Source organism: Dechloromonas denitrificans (assembly GCF_020510685.1).
Classification (GTDB): Bacteria; Pseudomonadota; Gammaproteobacteria; order Burkholderiales; family Rhodocyclaceae; genus Azonexus; species Azonexus denitrificans_A.
Genome location: NZ_CP075185.1, coordinates 2,332,823 through 2,353,990, shown reverse-complemented (window position 1 = coordinate 2,353,990; position 21,168 = coordinate 2,332,823). Strand labels below are relative to the sequence as shown.

The window sequence follows — 21,168 nt, the reverse complement described above, 5'->3', positions numbered from 1 at the left end:
TTGCAAGGAAATGATTGCCATGACCAAATCCATCGACATTATTCACGACGAGCATCGCGCCCTGGCCGCCATGCTCAGCGGTATCCGGACCATCGCCATGGGTATCGAAGCAGGGCGCCTGAAGCCCGATTTCGAATTGCTCTCGGCGATGATCGAGTACATCGACAAGGTGCCGGAGAAGGTGCATCACCCGAAGGAAGATCAGTACCTGTTTGCCAAGCTGCGCTTGCGCAGCACCGAGGCGCTGCCGATCATCGAGCATCTGGAAGAGGAGCATCGCCAGGGCGAGGCGCGCATCAACGCCCTGCGTGCCTCGCTGGCGGCCTATCGCGAAGCCGGGACGGCGGGTTTCGCAGCCTTCTACGAGACGCTGCAAACCTACCTCGACCAAGAGTGGCAGCATATGAATACCGAGGAGAAACAGATATTCCCGCTGGCCAGGGCGTGTCTGACGGCCGAAGACTGGGCGGAAATCGACGCGGCCTTTCTCGCCAACGACAACCCCTGGCAAGGGGCGGCGGGTCAGTACGCCGGCCTGTTCTCGAAGATCGTCAACATGGCGCCGGCGCCGGTCGGGCTGGGGTAGTCCATGAACGAAGCTGAGACTTTCGCCTGGGACGATCGCTATCTGCTGGGCCATGCGGCGATGGACGACACCCACCGGGAATTCGTCGAACGGGTCGATGCCCTGCTGACGGCGGACGACGCAGCTCTGCCGGAGGCACTAGACGCCTTCGCCCGGCATGCCGAAGCGCATTTCGCGCAGGAAAACACCTGGATGGAAGCGCATGGCTTTCCCGCCCGCGAGTGCCACATCGACGAACACAACAAGGTCCTGGCATCGGTGTACGCGGTGCAACAACAGCTTGTGGATGGTGATGTCGGGCTTTGTCGGGAACTGGCGTCAGCCCTGATGGCGTGGTTTCCCGGTCATGCCGACTACCTGGATTCGGCGCTGGCCGGCTGGCTGGTCAAACGAGCCCATGGCGGCGCGCCACTGGTCCTGAGACGAGCGCACGCTAAAGCCTGATGTGGCGGACTCGATTTTTATTCTTCATAGTGGTTGGAAGTGACAGCTCATATGCATGAAAGCGTTTTCACGGTTCTGGCGATCACCTGCGGATCGTTACTGATTGCCAGCGTAGTTTTTGGGGCCTGGTGGCGAAAAAAGGATAAGCAGCAGCGTTCAGCATTGGAACTGGCGCTGGCCGAGAGCCGGCAAGTAGTTGCCGGCCTCGAAAGGCAACTGGCCGAGCTGGAGCAGTCGTTTGAGGTCGAGCGCCATCTGCTTGCCGATACTTCGGCTTCCGACAGGCCGGCGCTCAAGCTGGCGCTCGACAGCGCCCATCAACTGACCGACGAGCTGATCGCAGTCGTCGATCAGGCCCTGACCGACATGGTGACCGCCAATACCCTGGCCAAGGCGAGTGGTGAAAGGGTGGGCAGCGGATTCGTGTTGATGCACCGGGCCAGCGCCGAAATCGACAAGCTGGATGTCGGCTTGAAAAGGGCGCAGGAAGATCTGCAATTGCTGGCCCAGCAGTCGAGCCACATCACCGGCTTTGTTGCCTCGATCACGCAGATTTCCGAACAGACCAATCTGTTGGCCTTGAATGCGGCGATCGAAGCGGCACGCGCCGGCGATGCCGGTCGCGGGTTCGCCGTGGTCGCCGACGAGGTGCGCAAGCTGGCCGAGCAGGCCCGGGCCGCCAGCGAACAGATCGGCAAGATCGCCAACGATCTGAATTCGACCTCCCGCGATGCCTCGGCAGCCGTCAGGGAGACCGATGCCGCAGTCACTACCGGACGCGGCGTGACGTCCAGTGCGCAGGAAGCGATGGCTGACATTCAGGCTGGCGCGCAGCGGCGGCTCGAAGTCGTCACCCAGATTACCCAGGCAATCCAGAAACAGCGGGCTATCGGCAGTCAGCTGGCCGAGTTCTTGATCCAGGCCAGGCAGCAATGAGTTGGGGCTCAGTAATGTCGAAAATGCTTTAAATATTTGGGCTGCCAGCAGCCACTTGATCTGTCTATGTTACTTGTCGCTAAATCGTGAGTGCTGGCACGCATACCATCCGTTTGCCGCAAGCCATGAAAATCCTTGCCCGGCAATGGCTAGGCTGCACTTCGGGTGCCATCCCACGCCTTTGCCGCCAGCGAAGGAACGGCGTGCAGTAAGCGACGAGCTGGCACATTGGCCTGCACCAGGTCGATTTCGGCGGCGATTTCTATCCGGCGCAGCGTGTTGGTGTCTTTTCCCTCGATCATGACCCGGCTGGGGAGTTGGTGCAGGCAATCGACAATGCGCTTTAGCGGACGGGCCGAGGAGAGCAGGAAGTGGTCGAGCTTGATGATATCCGGCTGCAGTTCGCGGAGCAGTCCAAAATCAAGCTTGCTGCGGCCAAACTGGCCGATCGCGATACCGTAGCCGCGCGAGCGATAGCTGGTGACGGCACGAATCAGGTGATCGGTTTCCAGAATTCCGTCCGTATCGATTTCCAGCGTGACCTGCTCCGGGAACAGGCCGCACGGCCTGAGTATTTCCTCGAAGGCCAGTCCGTGATGGGCCGGAATGCTGAGCACATGGCGCGAGTGGACTTTGAGCAGCAAGTTGCCGCGGGCCGGTTTGGTCAGATAATTCAACGCATGCAGCGTGCGCACCAGGCGGTCGAGGTAGACAAACTCTTCATCGTCGGTCGGCAATACGAATACGGCTTCCGGCGCCATCTGTATCTTGTTGGAAAGACCAAAGGCCTGAAGCGAGGCGGCGTGACCATGGAGTTTTCCCGTCGCGGTGTCCACAATCGGCAGAAACTTGGATTCCAGGCGAATGTTCGCATAGTGTAGGAAGACGCTGCCATTCGCTGCAACGAACGGCTGGTCGAGTCCGGAGCGCGAGTAATGTTTGGGAAATCCGCCGGTGGGCGCGTTGAGTGTGCGGATCAGATCACTGAGGGGCATTGGGCTCTCCTTTGGCCATTTGTCGGCAGGTGCTGCCTGCGCAATAGCCGCCTTCTAGTGTGGAAAATCAGTACGAATGCTGACTGTATCGGCTATGACCGGTCCACAAAACTAAGATGTTTGTCGCTTCTTATTTGGCGCGCCCAATATCCTTATATTGGCTGCATCGTTCGTCGAATGCCTTGTCGGAGCGGGCGGAAGCTCGAAGCATTGCAACAATGCCCTGGTTTCCGCCAAGGCATTGTTGTTCGTTAGGCAGCTTTTTTTCGCGGCTGGCTGGTTGCACCTACGGCCCGGGCGGTGGCGCTGGTGGCCGCGCTGACGCTGGCTTCGGCGATCTCGGCGACCTGACGGGCGCCCTTGTTGATATTCTCGTAAGCCGAGTTGGCTGCCGAAATGGCCGATTTTACGGCGGCGACGGCAATGTCGGAATTGGCGGCAGATTTGCCATACCAGTCGAGCGCACCGGCAATCGACTTGTTCAATTCGGCATGCTTGCCTTCGAGCAGCTTGACCAGCTCGTGCTGGGTCTGCGCGGAAATTTCATAGAGGCTGCGCGAATAGGCGATCAGTTTTTCCAGTTGTGGTTGAACCAGCGCGCTTTGTACGGCCAAAGCCTGGTGCGGGTCGCGGCTGGCTAACAGCTCGCTGGAGCTGTCGACCTGGGCTTCAAGGGCGCTGCGCGCGGTCGACAGATTAAGGTTGGAGATTTTTTCGACGCTATTCAATGAGGTGTTGATGGCCGACAAAAACGTATCGACTACGGCCTTGTTGGCGGCGACGATTTGCTCACGGGATACTGGAAAGGGCATGGGATTCTCCGGGGTAGTGGCTGGAAGGAAGTGGGCTTTGTCAGGCAGCGAAGGTATTGCTGCCGGGCAATGCACGACCCCATTATTCCGAGCGCTTTTCGGGAGCCAACCAATTTGTTTTTATATGAATCCAAGTGATGCCCTTGGATTCATATCAGCAAATTCGACCAATCAGGATTTGGCCAGCGCCTGGTCGATATCCCAGAGAATGTCATCAAGCGTTTCCAGGCCGACCGACAAGCGGATCAGGTCAGGCGGCACGCCGGCGGCGATCTGTTGCGCTTCGGACAACTGACGGTGCGTGGTCGACGCCGGGTGGATGACCAGGGTCTTGGCGTCGCCGATATTGGCCAGGTGCGACAGGAACTCGACGCTGTCGATGAACTTCTGCCCGGCGACGGCGCCACCCCGGATGCCAAAGCTCAGTACGGCTCCGGCTCCCTTGGGCAGGTATTTTTGCCCGAGGTCGTAATAGCGGTTGTCTTTGAGTCCCGGGTAATTGACCCACGCCACCTTCGGATGGTCCTGCAGGAAACGGGCGACGGCCAGCGCGTTCGAGCAGTGGCGTTCCATGCGCAGCGGCAAGGTTTCGACGCCTTGCAACAGCAGAAAGGCGTTGAACGGGGAGAGGGCGGGGCCGAAGGTGCGCAGTCCTTCCATGCGGCATTTCATCGTGAAGCCAAAATCGCCGAAAGTCTCGAAGAAACGCACGCCGTGGTAGCCCGGCGACGGCTCGGTCATCGTCGCGAACTTGCCGTTGTCCCACGGGAACTTGCCGGATTCGACGATGACGCCGCCCATCGTCGTGCCGTGGCCGCCGATGAACTTGGTGGCCGAATGGACGCTGATTGCCGCGCCCCACTTGAACGGCTGGCACAGGTAGGGGCTGGCGAAGGTGTTGTCGATGAACAGCGGCAGGCCGGCCTGGTTGGCGATTTTTGCGACGGCTTCGATGTCGAGCACGTTGAGCGACGGGTTGCCGAGCGTTTCGGCATACAGCACCTTGGTCTTCGGCGTGATGGCGCGGGCGAAATTCTCCGGGGCGTCCGAGTCGACGAAGATGGTGTTGATGCCGAGCTTGCGGAAATTGACGTCGAGCTGGGTATGGGTACCGCCGTACAGCGTGCGCGCCGCGACGATCTCGTCGCCGGCCTCGCAGATGTTGAGCAGGGCGATCATCTGCGCCGCCATGCCGCTGCCGACGGCGACCGCGGCGCGGCCGTCTTCGAGTGCCGCGATGCGTTCCTCGAGGACGGCGACAGTCGGGTTGGAGAGGCGGGAGTAGACGTTGCCGAAGGTCTGCAAATTGAACAGGCTGGCCGCGTGTTCCGGGCTGTCGAAGACGTAGGAGGTGGTCTGGTAGATGGGCACGGCGCGGCTGCCGGTGGCGGCATCGGGAATCTGGCCGGCGTGCAGGCAGAGGGTGTCGAATCCGTAATTGTGATCAGCCATCGGTAACTTTCAGTGGGGCAGCCAGGTCGGCCGGCGGGAGGAAATCAGCCGGGTATTGACCCCGAACCAGTTGAGTCCGCCGAACAGGCGGGCGTATTCGATCTTGACGCAACGATCCATGACCACGGTCAGACCAGCTGCTTCGGCGATCTGTACGGCCTCGTCGTTGATCACGCCGATCTGCAGCCACAGGGTCTTCGCGCCGATGGCCACCGCTTGGCGGGCGATGGCCGGGGCGTCGGCCGGCTTCCTGAAGACGTCGACCAGATCGACCGGCTCGGGAATGGCCGCCAGCTCGGGGTAGCACTTCTCGCCGAGAATCTCGTCGTATTTCGGGTTCACCGGAATGATCCGGTAACTGTGCGCCTGCATGTATTTGGCAGCGAAGTTGGACGGGCGGAACCAGTCGGCGGAGAGTCCGACGATGGCCAATGTACGGCTTTCGCGCAGCACGCGGCGCAGGGTGTTGATATCGCTCATGGGCACATGGTAGCGAGCCGGGCCGATGCGGCAAACGATGAAAAAAATCGAAGCATATGTCGAAATTGTTCTAGTTGATGGTCCGGCCGGGGCTTCTCCGTCAGGGGGTGTTGTTGGCGAAGCATCGGCCTGTTTTTGGGTGCTGCCAATTCAGCAACCGATTGTTGGTTGGCGGCCTGCCGGCAGAATCATGTTTCCCCAATGGCAAGGTACGCGGTCAAATAAAAGACATTGTTATCAGTTGCTTGTTTGGTTTTTTAAACCTCCTTGCCTTGCCCGATCCGGTTGTTTTCCTGGGTGGCACGATAGCTGCACTCACCCCAGCCAGGCTGGCAATTATTGGCCAGACGAAACTCAAGTCACTTCATTCGACGATTGGCGCCGGGTGTGCAAGTGATTCAACCGAAACAGTGGAGAACATCATGAAAAAATTTCTTAATCTTCTGGTCATGGCGGCGCTGGCAGCTAGCAGTTCGTTTGTTTCCGCCCAGCAGGCGGGTGGCGGTGCGGTTCCGACGTACAAGGCCAAGTCGCCCAAGCTCAATCGGGCGCAGTTCGACGCCTTGCTGGCCAAGCCCGATCAGTTGGTCGTCATCGATGTGCGTCGTCCTGACGAGCTGATTAATAACGGTGGATTCCCTGTCTATCTGAGCATTCAGGCCAAGGATCTGGAAAAGAGTCTTGCCTTCATCCCGAAGGATCGTAGCGTGGTGACGGTTTCCAATCATGCAGGCCGTGCCGGTCGCTCGGCTGATTTGCTGGCTGAAAAAGGCTTCAAGGTTGCTGGCGCGGTCGGTGCGCAGGATTACGAAGCCGAGGGCGGCACGCTGACCAAGATTGCCCCGCCCCAACCGAAACAGGCCGCGAACTAATCCTGAAAATGAGCTGCGCCAGCCGGGGCGGTGAGGTCACGGCTGGCCAATAGGAGAATTCATCATGTCACTCATTCTTGAGCTTGCCCAAGCCTTGCAGTCGTCGGCACCGGGTGTGGCGCTTGCCGAATCGGCGTATGCCTTTCCGCTGATCGAGGCCATTCATTTGATCGGTTTGTCCGTGTCGGTCGGGCTTATCTTCCTGATTGACCTCCGACTGGTCGGGGTCATCCTGAAGAACGTTCCGATTCCCGATCTGCTGCATCAGCTACGCGGCCTTGTTATCGGCGGCTTTGTGGTGATCTTCATTTCCGGCTTCCTGCTTTTCTGGTCCGAGGCGGCGACCGTCATAGTCAGTCCGGCTTTTCCCGTGAAGTTCCTGTTCATCGCGATTGCCGGAGTCAATGCACTGTATTTCGAGTTGAGACTGGCGCGGCAGCCCCCGGTGCTCGAGAACCATGCCGTGTTGCCGGCCAATATCCGCTATGCCGGTCTGGCCTCGCTGTTTTCGTGGGGGGCTGTGATTATTGCCGGTCGCCTCATTCCCTACCTTCCCTGAGCCTGGCGAGTCGGGTTATTCAATTTTCGGAGAAATTCCATGTCAACCTTAGAAGTGCTTACCGCATTGCAGAATAGCCCCCTGGGCTATGCGATCGGCAAGACGGACCATCTGGTCGGTGCTGCGGCCCAAGTTTTTCATGTCTTGGGGTTCGTCTTCCTGCTGGCTTCCGTCATTCTCATCAACCTGCGTCTAAGCGGCTTTGCCCTGACTGGGCTATCCATTCCGCAGGTCGCCAAGGAACCGACGCGGCTGATCTGGGCAGGCCTCGCCTTTGCCGTTATCAGCGGAATTCTGATGTTCCTTTCGGCGCCGCTCCTTTACTACACCAATCCGGCATTTGTCGCGAAGATCTGGCTGCTGGCTGCTGCCGTGCTCCTGCAGGTCACCCTGTATCGCCGGGTGACTACCCGCGAGAACCCGAATCCGGTGCTGGCCAAGGCGAGCGTCGTGCTCTCCATCCTTCTCTGGTTCGGTGTCGGCGTGACCGGTCGCGCTATTGGCTTCATTTAAGGACATCGCGATGAGTACTTTGACCCGGCGCCTGCTGCTGTCGGCTTTTCTGCTTGGGGGGCTGGCTGCTTGCGACAAGCCGGCATCGCCACCTGAGATCGCTGTCCCGGCATTCAAAACGACGGCTACCGTTCAGGATCTGATGGTATCCATCGTCGATCCAGCGGCCGACGGGGTGTGGGAGGCGGTGGGCACGGAGTTGAGCAAGGATGGCCTGGTGGAGAAACAACCGCGTACCGATGAGGAATGGCTGGCAGTTCGCAAACAGGCCATTACGCTCCTCGAGTCGGCCAACCTGCTGTTGATTCCGGGGCGTGCCGTGGTCGCTGCCGGAGGCAAGGTGGAGGATGCCCATGTGCCGGGCATCCTCTCGGCCGAAGAGTCGCAACAGGCAATCCGCAAGGATCAGGCCGGCTTTGCCGGGGAGGCGAATCGTTTTCACGACGTCGCCGAACTTGCCTTGAAGGCGATTGATGCGAAGAGCGTGGCCGGACTGCTGGAGGCCGGCAGCCGGATTCAGCAAGCCTGCGAAAGCTGCCACGTGAAATTCTGGTACCCGAATGCCAAGAAGCCACCGGCTTGATCGGCGGCCGTGGCAATGCATTTCAACGATCTGACCTGGAGAAATCGAAGTATGAAAAAGAACCAACTGCTCGCCTGCGCCGCGTTGCTGTGCGCCGCGTCGAGCGTGTTTGCCCAAACCGCTCCGGCCACTCCCGCGCCGCCAGCCCGCGGCCCATCATTTGAACTGGCGCTTGAAGCCGCCCAAGCGGCTATCGACTCCTGCAAGGCACGTGACCAGAAGGCTGCGGTCAGTGTTGTCGATTCCGCCGGTGTCCTGCGGGTGCTGCTGGCTACCGACGGTGCCTCGCCACGCGGTGTCAGTTCCAGTACCAACAAGGCGGTGACGGCGCTGACTTTCAAAGCGCCGACCAGCCAATTGGCTGAGCGGGTCAAGACCGACAAGGAACTCGCCGACAAGATTGCTGCCAACACTAACTTCAATGCCCGTGCCGGTGGTGTGCTGTTGTCGGTGGGCGGTGAAGTCGTTGGTGCCGTCGGTGTCGGTGGTGCTCGCGGCAGCAATGTCGATGAAGAGTGTGGCCTGGTCGGCGTGCAGAAGATTCAAGGACGCCTGCGCTGATCGGTATTTTCGGTTCAACTCGGCAAGTGATCATGGTCAGGGTGATGCAATTTGTTTCACGATTCCTGCGGCGTCGCACCGGCTGGCTGGTGCTGGCCGGGCTGGCCATGAGCGGTGCCGAAGCGGCCGGTACACCGCCGGTTTCGGTGGCTACGCCACATGTCCGGGCCACGCTGGTCGCATCGCTCGATGCGGTGCAGCCGGGATCTGAAATCCTGCTCGGCGTTCAGCAGCAGATCATTCCGCATTGGCATACCTACTGGCGCAATCCGGGCGACTCCGGGGTGCCCACCCGCATCGACTGGGTGTTACCGAAGGGGGCTGAAGCCGGGGAAATCGAATGGCCGGTACCGGGACGCATTGCCATGGGGCCGGTGACCAATTATGGCTACGAGGGCGAAGTAACGCTGCTGAGCCGGCTCAAAGTGCCTGCCGATATTCCTGTCGGCGGGCATTTTGTCCTGCGGGCCACGGTCAACTGGCTGGTTTGTCAGGAAGAGTGCATTCCCGAGGAGGTCGAACTCGGCCTCGCTCTGCCGGTAGTAGCCAGCAATCCCCAAAGTGGGGCGGGCAGCCCGGTTATCTCGCGGGCGGTCGGTCGTTTGCCGCTGGCCGCGCCGGGCGAGAGCAGTTTTGTCCGGACCGAGGACGGCTCGTTGCAACTTCGGTTGGACAGCGAGCGCATCGCCCAGGCGAAAATTAGCAGTGCCTGGTTCTATCCCGAACAGTGGGGCACGATCAACCACAGCGCAGGACAGCACTTTGCCGTCGACGGCCGGGTGCTCAGGCTAAATTTGCCGGCCACTAACGATTCATCAGCGCTGGGCGAAACGCTGCGCGGTGTGCTGGTCATCGGCGAGGCGATGCCGGATGGCGAACGCCTGATCGGTTTCGAGCTGGTCGCGCCGAAGGCTTCTGCCGCCGGCCAGGGGGACCTTGGTGTCGCGGCGGCCATGCTGTTCGCCTTTCTCGGCGGCATCGTCCTCAACCTGATGCCCTGCGTCTTCCCGGTGCTGTCGATCAAGGCGCTGTCCTTGCTGAAACACGCCGAATATTCGCCGCTGCAGAAACGCTTGCAGGGCCTGGCCTACACGGCCGGGGTGTTGTTCAGCTTCGCCTTGCTGGCCGGCGTACTGATCCTGCTCAAGGCTGGCGGCCTGGCAATTGGCTGGGGCTTTCAATACCAGTCGCCAATTTTCGTCCTCATCGTCGCTTATCTGATGTTCGGTGTCGGCCTCAATCTGTCCGGCTTGTTCACCATCGGCGCTTCGACCGTCGGTGTCGGCTCCTCGCTGGCCGCACGCGGCGGTTACAGCGGCAGTTTCTTCACCGGCGGGCTGGCAACCATCGTCGCCACGCCATGTACTGCGCCGTTCATGGGCGCCGCCATCGGCTACGCGCTGAGCCAGTCGGCGCCGGGGCTGCTGGCGATTTTCCTCAGTCTCGGGCTGGGACTGGCTTTTCCGTATTTGTTGTTGACCACCTGGCCACGTTTGCAGCGTCTGTTGCCAAGGCCCGGTGTCTGGATGGAGCGGGTCAAGGAGGCGCTGGCTTTCCCGATGTACGGTGCGGCGGTCTGGCTGGTCTGGGTGCTGGCCCAGCAGGGCGGGCCGAATGCCGTTCTGGTCGCGCTTGGGGGCATGGTGCTGATTGGGTTGGCCGGCTGGTTGTATGCGGTGACACGTCGGGGAAGTTCATGGACCCGGCACGGCGGCGCGGGCTTTGCGGCACTGGCTGTTTTCGTCGCGCTGGTCGGTGGCGGTTTCGGTGTCGATGCCGTGGCTGTACTCTCTGGATCGCCTGTCGCCAGCGAGGCCAGCGAAAAACACTGGCAGCCATATTCGGCAGAACGGTTACGCGAATTGCGTCAGGCAGGGAAGCCGGCATTCGTGAACATGACCGCTGCCTGGTGCATCAGCTGTCTGGTCAACGAGCGGGTAGCCCTGAGCGATAGCTCGGTAATCGAGGCTTTCAAGGCCAGCGGCATCGTCTACCTGAAAGGCGACTGGACCAATCAGGACCGGCAAATCACGGCCTATCTCGGTGAGTTCGGGCGAAGCGGCGTGCCGCTCTATGTCTATTACCCGCCGGGGGCCGACAGCAAGCCGGTCGTGCTACCACAGTTGCTGACCCCCGACACGGTCCGTCAAACCTTGCTTCCCGTTTTATCCCCAACTATCCAGAAGGAGTCTTCATGAAACTCAACCCTTTTTTGGGGGCGACCGCGCCCCAAAGAAAATCCGTTTGGGCCATAGCCGCCGGCCTTTCCTTTGCGCTCGTCACGAGTTCTGCCTGTGCCGTGGCCAATCTCGACCAGCCGGCACCGACTTTCAGTGCGCCGGCCGCCAGCGGCGGCACGATCAGCCTTGAGCAGTATCGTGGCAAGACCGTGGTGCTGGAATGGACCAACCATGATTGTCCGTTCGTCAAGAAGCATTACGAGAGCGGCAATATTCCATCCTTGCAGAAGGATGCCGTCGGCAAGGGCATCGTCTGGCTGCAGGTGATTTCCTCGGCGCCGGGCAAGCAGGGACATGTCGACGGCGCGACCGCGCTCAAGCTCAACGTTGATCGCGGCGCGGCCCCGACCGGCACGGTTCTCGATCCCGACGGCAAGGTCGGTCGGCTCTACGAAGCGGTCACGACGCCGCATATCTTCATCGTCAATCCGGACGGTAAGCTGGTTTACAAGGGCGGTATCGACAGTGTCGCTTCCATCAAGAAGGACGATATCGCCAAGGCCGACAATTATGTCAAGCTGGCGCTGAACGATCTGGCCGGCGGCAAGAAGCCTGCCCATGCCAGCACCCAGCCTTACGGGTGCACCGTCAAATACGCCAATTGACGGTTGGGGACATGCCCCGACTCGAGAACAAAACGGGCACCTAAGAGTGCCCGTTTTTTGTCTTCGCCGCCGATCAAGAAGCGTATTCGGCTGCCTTGTATAAACAAATAAAAATAACATCGTTTTACTGTCGGATGGCCTTCCGTAAATTGAAGGTTCCATAACTAGACAGGGAATTCGCAAATGCAGTTCAACAACACCCGCCGCGGCCTGATTGCACTGGCTCTTGGCCTTGCCTTCGGCGGCAACGCCTTCGCTGACGTCAATCTGCTCAACGTCTCCTACGATCCGACGCGCGAACTCTATCAGGAATACAACGCTGCCTTTGCCAAACACTGGAAAGCCAAGACCGGCGAAACGGTGACCATCAAGGCCGCCCATGGTGGTTCCGGCAAGCAGGCCCGCGCTGTCATCGACGGTCTGGATGCCGATGTTGTCACGCTGGCTTTGGGCGGTGATATCGATGCAGTGGCCAATGCCAATCTGCTGGCCAAGGACTGGCAGAAGAAGTTTCCGCTGAACGCCTCGCCGTATACCTCGACCATCGTCCTCCTCGTCCGCAAGGGCAACCCGAAGGGCATCAAGGACTGGGGCGATCTGGTCAAACCGGGTATTGAGGTTGTTACCCCTAATCCGAAGACATCCGGCGGCGCCCGCTGGAATTATCTGGCTGCCTGGGCTTATGCCAAGCAACTGCCGGGGGGCAGCGATGCCACTGCCAAGGAATTCGTCAAGAAGCTCTATGGCAACGTGAAGGTGCTCGACTCCGGCGCACGTGGCTCGACGACCACCTTCGTCGAAAGGAACATCGGCGACGTGCTGATTGCCTGGGAGAACGAAGCCTACCTGTCCGTCAAGGAACTCGGTCCGGACAAGTTTGAGATCGTCACCCCGTCTGTCTCCATCCTGGCTGAGCCGCCGGTCGCCGTGGTCGACAAGATCGTCGACAAGAAGGGCACCCGCAAGGTCGCAACCGAATACCTGAACTACCTGTATTCCGCAGAAGGTCAGGACATCGCCGGCAAGAACTTCTACCGTCCGACCGATGCCAAGGTTGCTGCCAAGTATGCCAAGCAGTTCGCCAAGCTGAAGCTGGTGACCATCGACAAGGAATTCGGCGGCTGGACCAAGGTGCAGAAGGACCACTTCGACGATGGTGGCGTCTTCGACCAGATCTACATCAAGTAAATTTTGTTGCGGGATGGGCGGCACTTGAGGGTGCTGTCCGGAAAGCCCCGATTGGCCAGTCGATGGCCGAGCCGGGGCTTCGTTTTTTCAAGTTGATCACGTAAAAATTATGCGATGCAAACCTTTCCTTCTCGCCATGCTGTCGGCTATTGCCGCACCGGTCATCGCAGCGGGAATTCCAACGCTACAGGAAGTCAGCGTCAGTACCGTGGGCCAGAGTCTGGCCGGCGTGGCAGATTCGGCCAGCGAAGGCACGATCACAGCCAGGCAACTGGCCAATCGTCCGTTATTGCGCCCAGCCGAGGTCATGGAAGCGGTACCCGGCATGATCGTCACGCAGCACTCCGGGGACGGCAAGGCCAATCAGTATTTTCTGCGCGGCTTCAATCTCGATCATGGCAGCGACTTCGCAACACATCTGATGGGCATGCCCGTCAACATGGTCAGCCACGCCCATGGCCAGGGTTACATGGACCTCAACTTCCTGATTCCTGAACTGGTCGGTAGCATCAAATACCGCAAGGGTGTCTATGCTGCCGAGGAAGGCGATCTGGCGGTGACCGGCAGCGGGAGCATCGATTACTTGCGAAAACTTGACAAGAGCTTCGTTGATATCGGCCTCGGGCAGCACAACTACCGGCGCCTTGTGGCAGCAGGCAGCCACCAGCTTGGTGAGCTCAGCCTGCTTGGGGCGGTCGAGGTGGCCGGTAACGATGGCCCGTGGGATCAGCCGGAAAAGCTGGGCAAGAACAATGTCGTACTACGCCTGAGTTCGGGTTCGACCAGCAACGGCTTTGCGCTCACCGGCATGGCTTATCAGGCCGATTGGACGGCAACCGAACACGTGCCGGAACGGGCCATGGCCAGCGGCGAAATCAGCCGCTACGGCGCCCTTTCTGCGACTGATGGCGGCAAGACGCATCGTTACAGTCTGTCCGGTGAATTGGCAAAAACCACCGAGTCGGGCGCCAGCAAGGCCAATCTGTATGTGATCGACTACGCTCTCAACCTGTATTCAGCCCCCTCCGGCTTCATCAACGGCGAGCAGGGCGACCAGCACGAGCAGGCTGATGAGCGCACGGTCTGGGGCGGGCAGGGCAGCCACACCTGGTTTCTCGGAGCTGACTGGAGGGATACGGAGCTGATGGCGGGCGTTCAGCTACGCCATGACCGCATCGGCAAAGTCGGGTTGTACACCACGGAGAACCGCCAGCGAACCGGCACGGTCCGTGAAGAACGCATCGAGGAAACTGCCGTGGCCGCGCTTTTCGAGGCGCGGACGCAATGGACCGACTGGCTGCGGAGCAGCCTCGGCCTGCGCCATGATCAGGTTTCAGCCAAGGCGACAGCGCTCGGCGGCCTGTTCAACATGGACAACGGTGGCAACGCCAGCGCCGGCCAGACCAGCCCCAAGCTAGCCATCACCCTGGGCCCCTTCGACCTGCTCGGCAAGACCGAGTTCTACGCCAACTGGGGCCATGGTTTTCACAGCAACGATGCGCGTGGCGCGACGGCGCGAACCAATCCGCAGGATGGCAGCGCAGTGACGGCCGTCCCGCTGATCGTCAAGGCCAAAGGCAGCGAAATTGGCCTGCGCGCTGCGCCATTGCCTGGCTGGAATAGCAGCTTGGCACTGTGGCAGATGGAATTGGATTCGGAGTTGGTCTTCATCGGCGACGAAGGCGTGACCGAGCCAAAGGGCGCCTCGCGCCGGCATGGCGTCGAGTGGTCGAATTACATCACACCAGCCGATGGCTGGATCGTCGATGCAGATCTCGCCTGGTCGCAGGCCCGCTTCAAGGAGCCCAACCCGGACAACGGCGGTCGCCATGTGCCAAATGCCATTCCGCTGACTGCATCGATTGGCATCAGCGCCGATAATGGCGGGGCCTGGTTTGGCGGCGTGCGCCTGCGCCATCTCGGCGCCTACGCCTTGGAAGAATCGGCGACCCACAAATCGACAGCCTTCTGGATGACCAACCTCAAGGCCGGCTACCGCATCAGCCCGAACCTGCAAGTGAGCCTCGATGTGCTCAACCTGTTCGACAAGAAGGCCAACGACATCGAGTACTGGGGCGGCGCTTGTACGCGCAGCGAGACGCTGGCCGGTACTTGCGGCGGCGGTATCGATGGACGGCTGGTTCATCCGTTGGAGCCGCGCACCCTGCGGGTCGGCCTGCGGGCCAGTTTTTGAGTCTGGAACGGCCGGTTCTGGTGAGTATTGCAGCAATCGGAATAAGCAAAGACGAATAAATTGGTTATCGATCTTGTCAGCGCTCTCTAAGCTTTCGGCCTATCAACAGAGTTTCGGAGTTCTCATGATTGCAAGGTTTCGACGAAATATCACGGGCGCTAGCAGCGAGGTGGCGCGATGAGCAATCGCAATGCCTTGCCCGGGTTCAATCTATCCCTGGGCTACACGCTGACCTGGCTGTCGCTGATTGTCCTGATCCCGCTGGCTGCGGTGTTCATCAAGACGGCCGAGCTGACACTGGAGCAGTTCTGGTTCGTGGTCACGACGCCACGCGTCATGGCCTCGTACAAATTGACTTTCGGCGCCTCGCTGGCCGCCGCGGCAATCAATGCCGTGTTTGGCATGCTGCTGGCGTGGAGTCTGGTGCGCTACACCTTTCCCGGCAAGAAAATTGTCGATTCGCTGGTCGATCTGCCATTTGCGCTGCCGACGGCCGTGGCCGGCATTGCGTTGACCGCGCTGTGGGCTGGCAACGGCTGGATCGGCCGCCTCATCGAACCGCTCGGCATCAAGGTCGCGTTCACGCCGCTCGGTGTCTTGCTGGCTCTGGTTTTCATCGGTTTGCCTTTCGTCGTGCGAACGGTTCAGCCGGTGCTGGAAGATCTCGAAGTCGAAATCGAGGAGGCGGCAACCAGCCTCGGGGCCAATCGCTGGCAGACCATCAGCAAGGTGATCTTCCCGACACTGTTTCCCGCGCTGCTTACCGGCTTCGCACTGGCCTTCGCGCGGGCGGTCGGCGAGTATGGCTCGGTCATTTTCATCGCCGGCAATATTCCGCTGGTTTCCGAAATCACGCCGCTGATGATCATCACCAAGCTGGAACAGTATGACTATCGTGGCGCGACGGCCATTGCCGCCGTCATGCTGGTCGTTTCCTTCATCCTGCTCATTACCATCAACAGCCTCCAGACATGGACGGCGAAACGTACCGGAAAGTCCAAATAATGGCTGGCGCAATTTCCCTCCATCTCAGTCAGGCCCACGCCGAACGGTACGAGAGCAATCCGGCGACGCGGGAAAGCAACTGGGTCAAATGGACCATCATCGGCATTTCGCTGACCTTCTTCGTCCTCTTCCTGCTGCTGCCCTTGATCGTTGTCTTCTACGAGGCACTGCGCAAGGGCTGGGATGCCTATCTGGCCGCGTTGATCGAACCGGATGCGCTGAGCGCGATCAGGCTGACCCTGATCGCCGCCCTTATCTCGGTACCGCTCAATCTGGTTTTCGGTGTCGCGGCAGCCTGGTTGATCGCCAAGTTCGATTTCCCCGGGAAATCCTTCCTGATTACCCTGATCGACCTGCCGTTCTCTGTCTCGCCGGTCGTTGCTGGTCTGATCTTCGTCCTCGTCTTCGGGCGGACCGGCTGGCTGGGGTCGTGGTTTATCGACAACGACATGAAGGTCGTTTTCGCCGTTCCCGGGATCGTACTGGCCACCATCTTCGTGACTTTTCCATTTGTCGCGCGGGAATTGATTCCGCTGATGGAGGCGCAAGGCAAGGATGAGGAAGAGGCTTCGACGGTACTCGGCGCCTCCGGTTGGCAGACCTTCTGGCATGTCACCATTCCCAACGTGAAGTGGGGCCTGCTCTATGGCGTGATTCTCTGCAATGCCCGGGCCATGGGCGAATTTGGCGCGGTATCGGTGGTCTCCGGGCATATCCGTGGGGAGACCAACACCATGCCGCTGCATATCGAGATCATCTACAGCGAGTACAAATTCGCTGCCGCTTTCGCCGTGGCCTCGCTGCTGGCGATCCTTGCCTTGCTGACGCTGGTGATCAAGAGTTTCATCGAGTGGCGGGCCGCTCAGGGAAGTAAGGAGGACGTGCCGGCCGAGACTTGATGGCGTCGCCGTGGTTTGGCGCGGAGTTCAAAAAAGCCGCTCTTCGATACGTTTTCGAAGGGCGGCTTTTTTTCGCCGGCGATCCCGTTGGCGGCTGCTGCCAGCGCAGCATGTTGATCGTATCGCTGTGGCCGGAGCAGCAGCACCGGCTGGAACAGGGCTGATGCTGGTCGATGCAGGGCCTTGCCAAGCGACTTTGTTGTTTTATGAAATATTCTATAAATCAAATGATTGGATTGGTTTTTTGATTTTTCCGGGCAGCCGTAATGGCGCCTCCTGAAGCAGGCACAGTCGTTGCGAAAGGGGTTGTTACGTAACGTTTTGTGACCTTCAGAGAGGATCGGTAATGTCAGTAACAACATCGTCCATCTCGCTGTCTTCGAGAAAGCGGGTGGGGTATTCAGGGGGGGCCGGGAGCGAGCTTTGGCCAAGCTTCAAAGTGCGCGCGAGCACGCTTGCCGTGATGGCGGGACTCGCATTTCTCGGGTCGGGGCAGGCTTATGCGGCCGACGATGGCAAGGCACTGACGGAGCTGCAGGCCGAAAACCTCCGCCTGAAGAAAGAAATCGAGGCCCTGAAACAACGCGCCAATGGTGCCGCGGCGGTTGGCGTGCCGGCAACGGTCGTTTCCGGTGGGGACGCCACCTCCGCTGTTACCAAGCCGAATGTACCGGTACAGGCCGGCGATGACGGCGTAGTCGCATTCGACAAGGTCATCGTCACCTCACGCAACCGCGAGGAAATTGCTCAGGACGTGCCTTTGCCGGTGACGGTTTTGGGCGGGGATCGGCTCGACCGCGAAGACATCAAGTCGATCTATGACTTGCCGTCCAAAGTGCCGAATCTGCAGCTCAACAATCCGGGTGAAAATGCCCGCAAGGTCAGCCCATCGATTCGCGGTTTGGGCCGGGGCGGGGCGAATGATTCGATGGAGCAAAGCGTCGGCGTCATTGTCGACGGCGTCACGCTGTACTACTCGGGTCAGGCCTGGGCTGATTACGTCGACCTCGATCGCATCGAAGTCCTGAACGGACCGCAGGGCACGCTGATGGGAAAGAATACCTCGCTCGGCGCGATCAATATCCTGACCAAGGCGCCGAGCTTCAGGAAAGCATCGACGTTTGAACTGTTTACCGGCGATCAGAACACCCTGAGCGGGAAATTTTCGTCGACCGGCGCGCTGGTCGACGGCTTGCTGGCTTATCGGGCCAACTTCGTGGCCGACCGCAGCGATGGGATTTATACCAATACCTATCAATCGATGGGCCACTCAAAGGAAACCTGGCGTGAAAGCAACAAGCTGGCAGGTCGTTTCCAGGTGTTGTGGACGCCGAGCGAGGATCTGACGGGGCGCTTCATCTTCGACAAACTTCGTTCCGATGAGCGGGTGAATACCGGCAATACGCTGGTCTCGAACGGTCCGACGACTTACGCCGACGGTTCGGCCCGGCCGACGGTGACGCCATTCAGTTATGCACCGACCGGCAGCTATGCGAACTATGGCTATCTCGGCCAGTTTGCCCGCAAGGCGGCCTGGTTCCACAATGCCAACGGCAGCGTCTATCAGCCGCCGCTGAATACGACGGATATCCAGAATTCCGAAGCACGCCCACAGATTACCAATCAGTGGGGGCTCGCCGGTACGTTTGACTGGCGTGTCGCCGACCATACGCTGACCTCAATCACCGCTTACCGCTATCAGGATTTCGATATCAAGAATGGCGGCCAGTATGGTCAGTTCTACGTCAGCAACAGTGGTCAGCAACTTTGGAACGAGCAGTTTTCACAGGAGTTGCGTTTCTCTTCGACGCCCAGCCCGGCGAAGAAGCTCGACTATCAGGCCGGCCTGTATTACCTGAAAGCCCGTGTCTATAGCGATGACCCAAGTTACTACGGGCAGGATGCCGGGGCTTGGTATGCCAAGGACAATCAGTTCACCAGCCTGATGGGAAGCGCCGCCGGCCGCGCCTTGCTCCAGGCATCGCTGAACGGTGTCTATCAATCCCGCGTGACGGATGCCCGGGTCGAAAGTCTCGCCGCTTACGGTCAGGCCGACTGGCACCTGACCGAGAAGGCAACGCTGACCTTCGGTGTCCGCCAAACCGAGGAAACCAAGGAAAACCGGGTTTCCCACCAGATCGATCGGCCCGGCGAAAACCTGGCGGCGCTTGGTACCTCACTCGGCCTTGCTGCCAACAGCCCGCTCATTACAACAGCCCAGGCAATTCGCGATGGCCAAGTGTATTCCGCGTTCGACTGGCGCAACGGTAACCCGATCAAGGCGTCTTTGACGGCATGGAATGTTGGGCCAAGCTACAAAGTTAACGACGATGTGCTGCTCTATTCGTCATACGGCAAGGGCGTCAAGTCCGGCTTCATCTTCTTCGGCACCGATGGCGCGGCAGATGAAACCCAGATCAAGCCAGAGGAGACCTATGACCTGGAATTGGGTTTCAAGAGCTTGTTGCTGAATCGCAAGCTGATGTTGAATGCCAATGCCTATTACACCACCATCAAGAACTACCAGGCTTCCTGGCGCCGCGAGAATCCGGCCTCACCGGGTTCCTTTGTCAGCGGTTGGGGCAACGTCGAGAAGATCGGAGCCAAGGGGTTGGAACTGCAAACGGCCTATCAGTACAACAGCCGTCTGTCGCTTGATTTCAATGCCGCGTACAACATTGCGAAGTATGAAACCGAGTGGTTGGCGCAGGTTCCGGAAATCTCGGCGACCAAGTATTTCGACCTGAAGGGCGAGCAGGTGACCAATGTGCCGAAGCTGTCCCTGAGCTACGGTTTCAACTACCAGGCGCCGGTTGCCGGTTATCTCGGGCGGTTCAGCTTGAGCAACAGCTATCGCTCGGGTGCTTACCTCAACGACAACCACGCTTCCTTCTCCTATCAGGAGGCCTATACCGTGACCAACCTCGGCATTGGTCTGGGCGCGCTTGATCGAAGCTGGGAAGTCTCGGTGCTTGGCCGCAACGTGCTCGACAAGGAGTACTACACCAGTGCCAGCACCTGGTCGAGTACGGCAGCCCAGACGGTTACCTGGGGATCTCCGCGGACCTGGATGCTGGTCTTCAAATCGAAAATTTGATCGGCCGCATTTGTTGCCCCCCGATTCCGCGTCGGGGGGCAAACGGGTGACGCGTCCGGTAATTGCCATGCCGAGACTGCTCGCCTGACATGTCATTTGCTGCCATTTGATAGCAGCTGCATTGGGACCCATAGTTCATGAATATTGAAAATCAGCAAAAAGCCGATGGCGACTGCGGTATTCGACCGAAACATAGCCGGCCGTTGTTTGCCGCCCTGTTGCTTTGTGCCGGCGCCATCCAGGCCCAAGAGGCCGTTCCGACAGCCATCCCCGGTGTTGTCGAGGCAGGAACCAGGATTGAATTCATCAGGGATGGATTCAAGGGCACCGAAGGGCCGGTAAGGCTGCCGGATGGTAGCGTCATCTTTACCGAAACCCAGGATAGCCGGATTACCCGTATCGCTGCCGATGGCAGCGTTTCGACCTATCTCGAAAACAGTAACGGCTCAAACGGCCTGGGCTTCAGTGCCTATGGCGAGTTGGTTTCCGTCCAGAATCGCGAACCGCGGGTCGGCGTCATCGCTCCGGCCGACAAGGTACGGACACTGGCCGACAGCTACGAGGGCGTTTCCTTCGGCCGGCCGAACGATATCGTCGTTGGCCGGCGGGCCGGTATCTTCTTTACCGATTCCGGGGCGGCCCAGAAGCCCGATCAGCCGCCCGTCGGCAAGCCGGCGGTCTATCAGATTACGCCGGGAGGAGCGCTGAAACGCATTGCCAACGATATCGAACGGCCCAACGGTGTCCAGTTGAGCCCGGATGAAAAGGTGCTCTACGTCGCCAATACACCCGGCGAATACATCATTGCCTACGACCTCGGCAACGATGGCAGCATCGGCCAGCGGCGTAACTTCGCCAAACTGGCCGGCTACACGAAGACCGATAACGGCTATTCCAGCGGTGCCGATGGCCTCGCTGTCGACGAGAAGGGGCGACTGTACGCCACCTCGAACGCCGGCATCGAGGTGTTTTCAGCGAAGGGCGACGCACTGGGCATCATCCCGACGCCGAAGAAACCGCAGAACATCGCCTTTGCCGGCAAGGACAAGAAGACGCTGTATGTCGTCGGCCGCGGCTCGGCCTACAGGATTGCGCTCCTGACGCCGGGTTTTGCCGGCCGGGCCAAGTAATCCAGATCCAGTCACCA

21 protein-coding genes are annotated in these 21,168 nt (G+C 59.7%); 16 read left to right on the top strand and 5 right to left on the bottom strand.

The window, feature by feature from the left end; genetic code table 11:
* Window positions 1-19 precede the first annotated feature (19 nt).
* Genes KI611_RS11145 through KI611_RS22155 form a run of 3 tightly spaced genes read left to right on the top strand, consistent with a single transcriptional unit; the run spans window position 20 to window position 1,966 of the window.
* Complete coding sequence (locus tag KI611_RS11145) at window positions 20-586, top strand: hemerythrin domain-containing protein (RefSeq protein ID WP_226414357.1); 567 nt, start codon at window positions 20-22, stop codon at window positions 584-586.
* Between the two features lie 3 nt (window positions 587-589).
* The gene (locus KI611_RS11140; protein WP_226414354.1) at window positions 590-1,030 is read left to right on the top strand and encodes a bacteriohemerythrin; all 441 of its coding nucleotides are present in this window, start codon (window positions 590-592) and stop codon (window positions 1,028-1,030) included.
* Window positions 1,031-1,081: 51 nt separating this feature from the next.
* Entirely contained in the window at window positions 1,082-1,966 is an 885-nt protein-coding gene (locus KI611_RS22155) for a methyl-accepting chemotaxis protein (protein ID WP_319002285.1), read from the top strand.
* Between the two features lie 149 nt (window positions 1,967-2,115).
* Here KI611_RS22155 and KI611_RS11130 read toward each other — a convergent pair whose 3' ends face one another.
* The 4 genes from KI611_RS11130 to KI611_RS11115 all read right to left on the bottom strand — a co-directional run bounded on the left by KI611_RS11130 (window position 2,116) and on the right by KI611_RS11115 (window position 5,705).
* On the bottom strand, window positions 2,116-2,961 hold the full coding sequence (locus KI611_RS11130; RefSeq protein WP_226414350.1) for an EAL domain-containing protein: 846 nt from the start codon (window positions 2,959-2,961) through the stop codon (window positions 2,116-2,118).
* Between the two features lie 251 nt (window positions 2,962-3,212).
* A complete protein-coding gene (locus tag KI611_RS11125; RefSeq protein ID WP_226414346.1) occupies window positions 3,213-3,773 on the bottom strand; it encodes a phasin family protein in 561 nt (186 codons plus the stop codon).
* Window positions 3,774-3,944: 171 nt separating this feature from the next.
* The gene (locus tag KI611_RS11120; protein ID WP_226414342.1) at window positions 3,945-5,225 is read right to left on the bottom strand and encodes an O-acetylhomoserine aminocarboxypropyltransferase/cysteine synthase family protein; all 1,281 of its coding nucleotides are present in this window, start codon (window positions 5,223-5,225) and stop codon (window positions 3,945-3,947) included.
* A gap of 9 nt (window positions 5,226-5,234) precedes the next feature.
* Window positions 5,235-5,705, bottom strand: a complete 471-nt coding sequence (locus KI611_RS11115; protein ID WP_226414339.1) for a CoA-binding protein — start codon at window positions 5,703-5,705, stop codon at window positions 5,235-5,237.
* Between the two features lie 113 nt (window positions 5,706-5,818).
* Here KI611_RS11115 and KI611_RS11110 point away from each other — a divergent pair, with 113 nt between their 5' ends.
* From KI611_RS11110 to cysW, 11 genes are all read left to right on the top strand, one after another.
* Window positions 5,819-6,577, top strand: a complete 759-nt coding sequence (locus tag KI611_RS11110) for a rhodanese-like domain-containing protein (RefSeq protein WP_226414336.1) — start codon at window positions 5,819-5,821, stop codon at window positions 6,575-6,577.
* A 64-nt stretch (window positions 6,578-6,641) separates the two neighbouring features.
* The gene (locus tag KI611_RS11105) at window positions 6,642-7,136 is read left to right on the top strand and encodes a DUF6644 family protein (protein WP_226414332.1); all 495 of its coding nucleotides are present in this window, start codon (window positions 6,642-6,644) and stop codon (window positions 7,134-7,136) included.
* A gap of 39 nt (window positions 7,137-7,175) precedes the next feature.
* Window positions 7,176-7,649: a DUF6644 family protein gene (locus KI611_RS11100; protein ID WP_226414329.1), complete on the top strand. Its 474-nt coding sequence runs from the start codon at window positions 7,176-7,178 to the stop codon at window positions 7,647-7,649.
* Window positions 7,650-7,659: 10 nt separating this feature from the next.
* On the top strand, window positions 7,660-8,232 hold the full coding sequence (locus tag KI611_RS11095) for a hypothetical protein (RefSeq protein WP_226414325.1): 573 nt from the start codon (window positions 7,660-7,662) through the stop codon (window positions 8,230-8,232).
* Window positions 8,233-8,283: 51 nt separating this feature from the next.
* On the top strand, window positions 8,284-8,793 hold the full coding sequence (locus KI611_RS11090) for a GlcG/HbpS family heme-binding protein (RefSeq protein WP_226414322.1): 510 nt from the start codon (window positions 8,284-8,286) through the stop codon (window positions 8,791-8,793).
* 44 nt (window positions 8,794-8,837) lie between these two features.
* Complete coding sequence (locus KI611_RS11085) at window positions 8,838-10,991, top strand: protein-disulfide reductase DsbD family protein (protein WP_226414319.1); 2,154 nt, start codon at window positions 8,838-8,840, stop codon at window positions 10,989-10,991.
* Complete coding sequence (locus KI611_RS11080) at window positions 10,988-11,638, top strand: redoxin domain-containing protein (RefSeq protein ID WP_226414316.1); 651 nt, start codon at window positions 10,988-10,990, stop codon at window positions 11,636-11,638. Before KI611_RS11085 ends, KI611_RS11080 begins: the two co-directional genes overlap by 4 nt.
* Window positions 11,639-11,821: 183 nt before the next feature.
* Window positions 11,822-12,826 carry a sulfate ABC transporter substrate-binding protein gene (locus KI611_RS11075; RefSeq protein ID WP_226414313.1) on the top strand — a complete coding sequence of 335 codons (1,005 nt, stop codon included), beginning with the start codon at window positions 11,822-11,824 and terminating at the stop codon, window positions 12,824-12,826.
* A gap of 109 nt (window positions 12,827-12,935) precedes the next feature.
* A complete protein-coding gene (locus tag KI611_RS11070; RefSeq protein WP_226414309.1) occupies window positions 12,936-15,020 on the top strand; it encodes a TonB-dependent receptor in 2,085 nt (694 codons plus the stop codon).
* Window positions 15,021-15,197: 177 nt separating this feature from the next.
* Window positions 15,198-16,025, top strand: a complete 828-nt coding sequence (gene cysT, locus KI611_RS11065) for a sulfate ABC transporter permease subunit CysT (RefSeq protein WP_226414305.1) — start codon at window positions 15,198-15,200, stop codon at window positions 16,023-16,025.
* A complete protein-coding gene (gene cysW, locus KI611_RS11060) occupies window positions 16,025-16,924 on the top strand; it encodes a sulfate ABC transporter permease subunit CysW (protein ID WP_226414302.1) in 900 nt (299 codons plus the stop codon). Before cysT ends, cysW begins: the two co-directional genes overlap by 1 nt.
* Here the strand turns inward: cysW and KI611_RS11055 are convergent.
* Entirely contained in the window at window positions 16,888-17,286 is a 399-nt protein-coding gene (locus tag KI611_RS11055) for a hypothetical protein (protein ID WP_226414299.1), read from the bottom strand. The genes cysW and KI611_RS11055 overlap by 37 nt on opposite strands.
* Before the next feature lie 101 nt (window positions 17,287-17,387).
* Between KI611_RS11055 and KI611_RS11050 the strand changes: the two genes are divergently transcribed.
* Both KI611_RS11050 and KI611_RS11045 read left to right on the top strand, forming a co-directional pair.
* On the top strand, window positions 17,388-20,021 hold the full coding sequence (locus KI611_RS11050; RefSeq protein WP_226414295.1) for a TonB-dependent receptor: 2,634 nt from the start codon (window positions 17,388-17,390) through the stop codon (window positions 20,019-20,021).
* 137 nt (window positions 20,022-20,158) lie between these two features.
* A complete protein-coding gene (locus KI611_RS11045) occupies window positions 20,159-21,151 on the top strand; it encodes an SMP-30/gluconolactonase/LRE family protein (protein WP_226414292.1) in 993 nt (330 codons plus the stop codon).
* Window positions 21,152-21,168 lie beyond the last annotated feature (17 nt).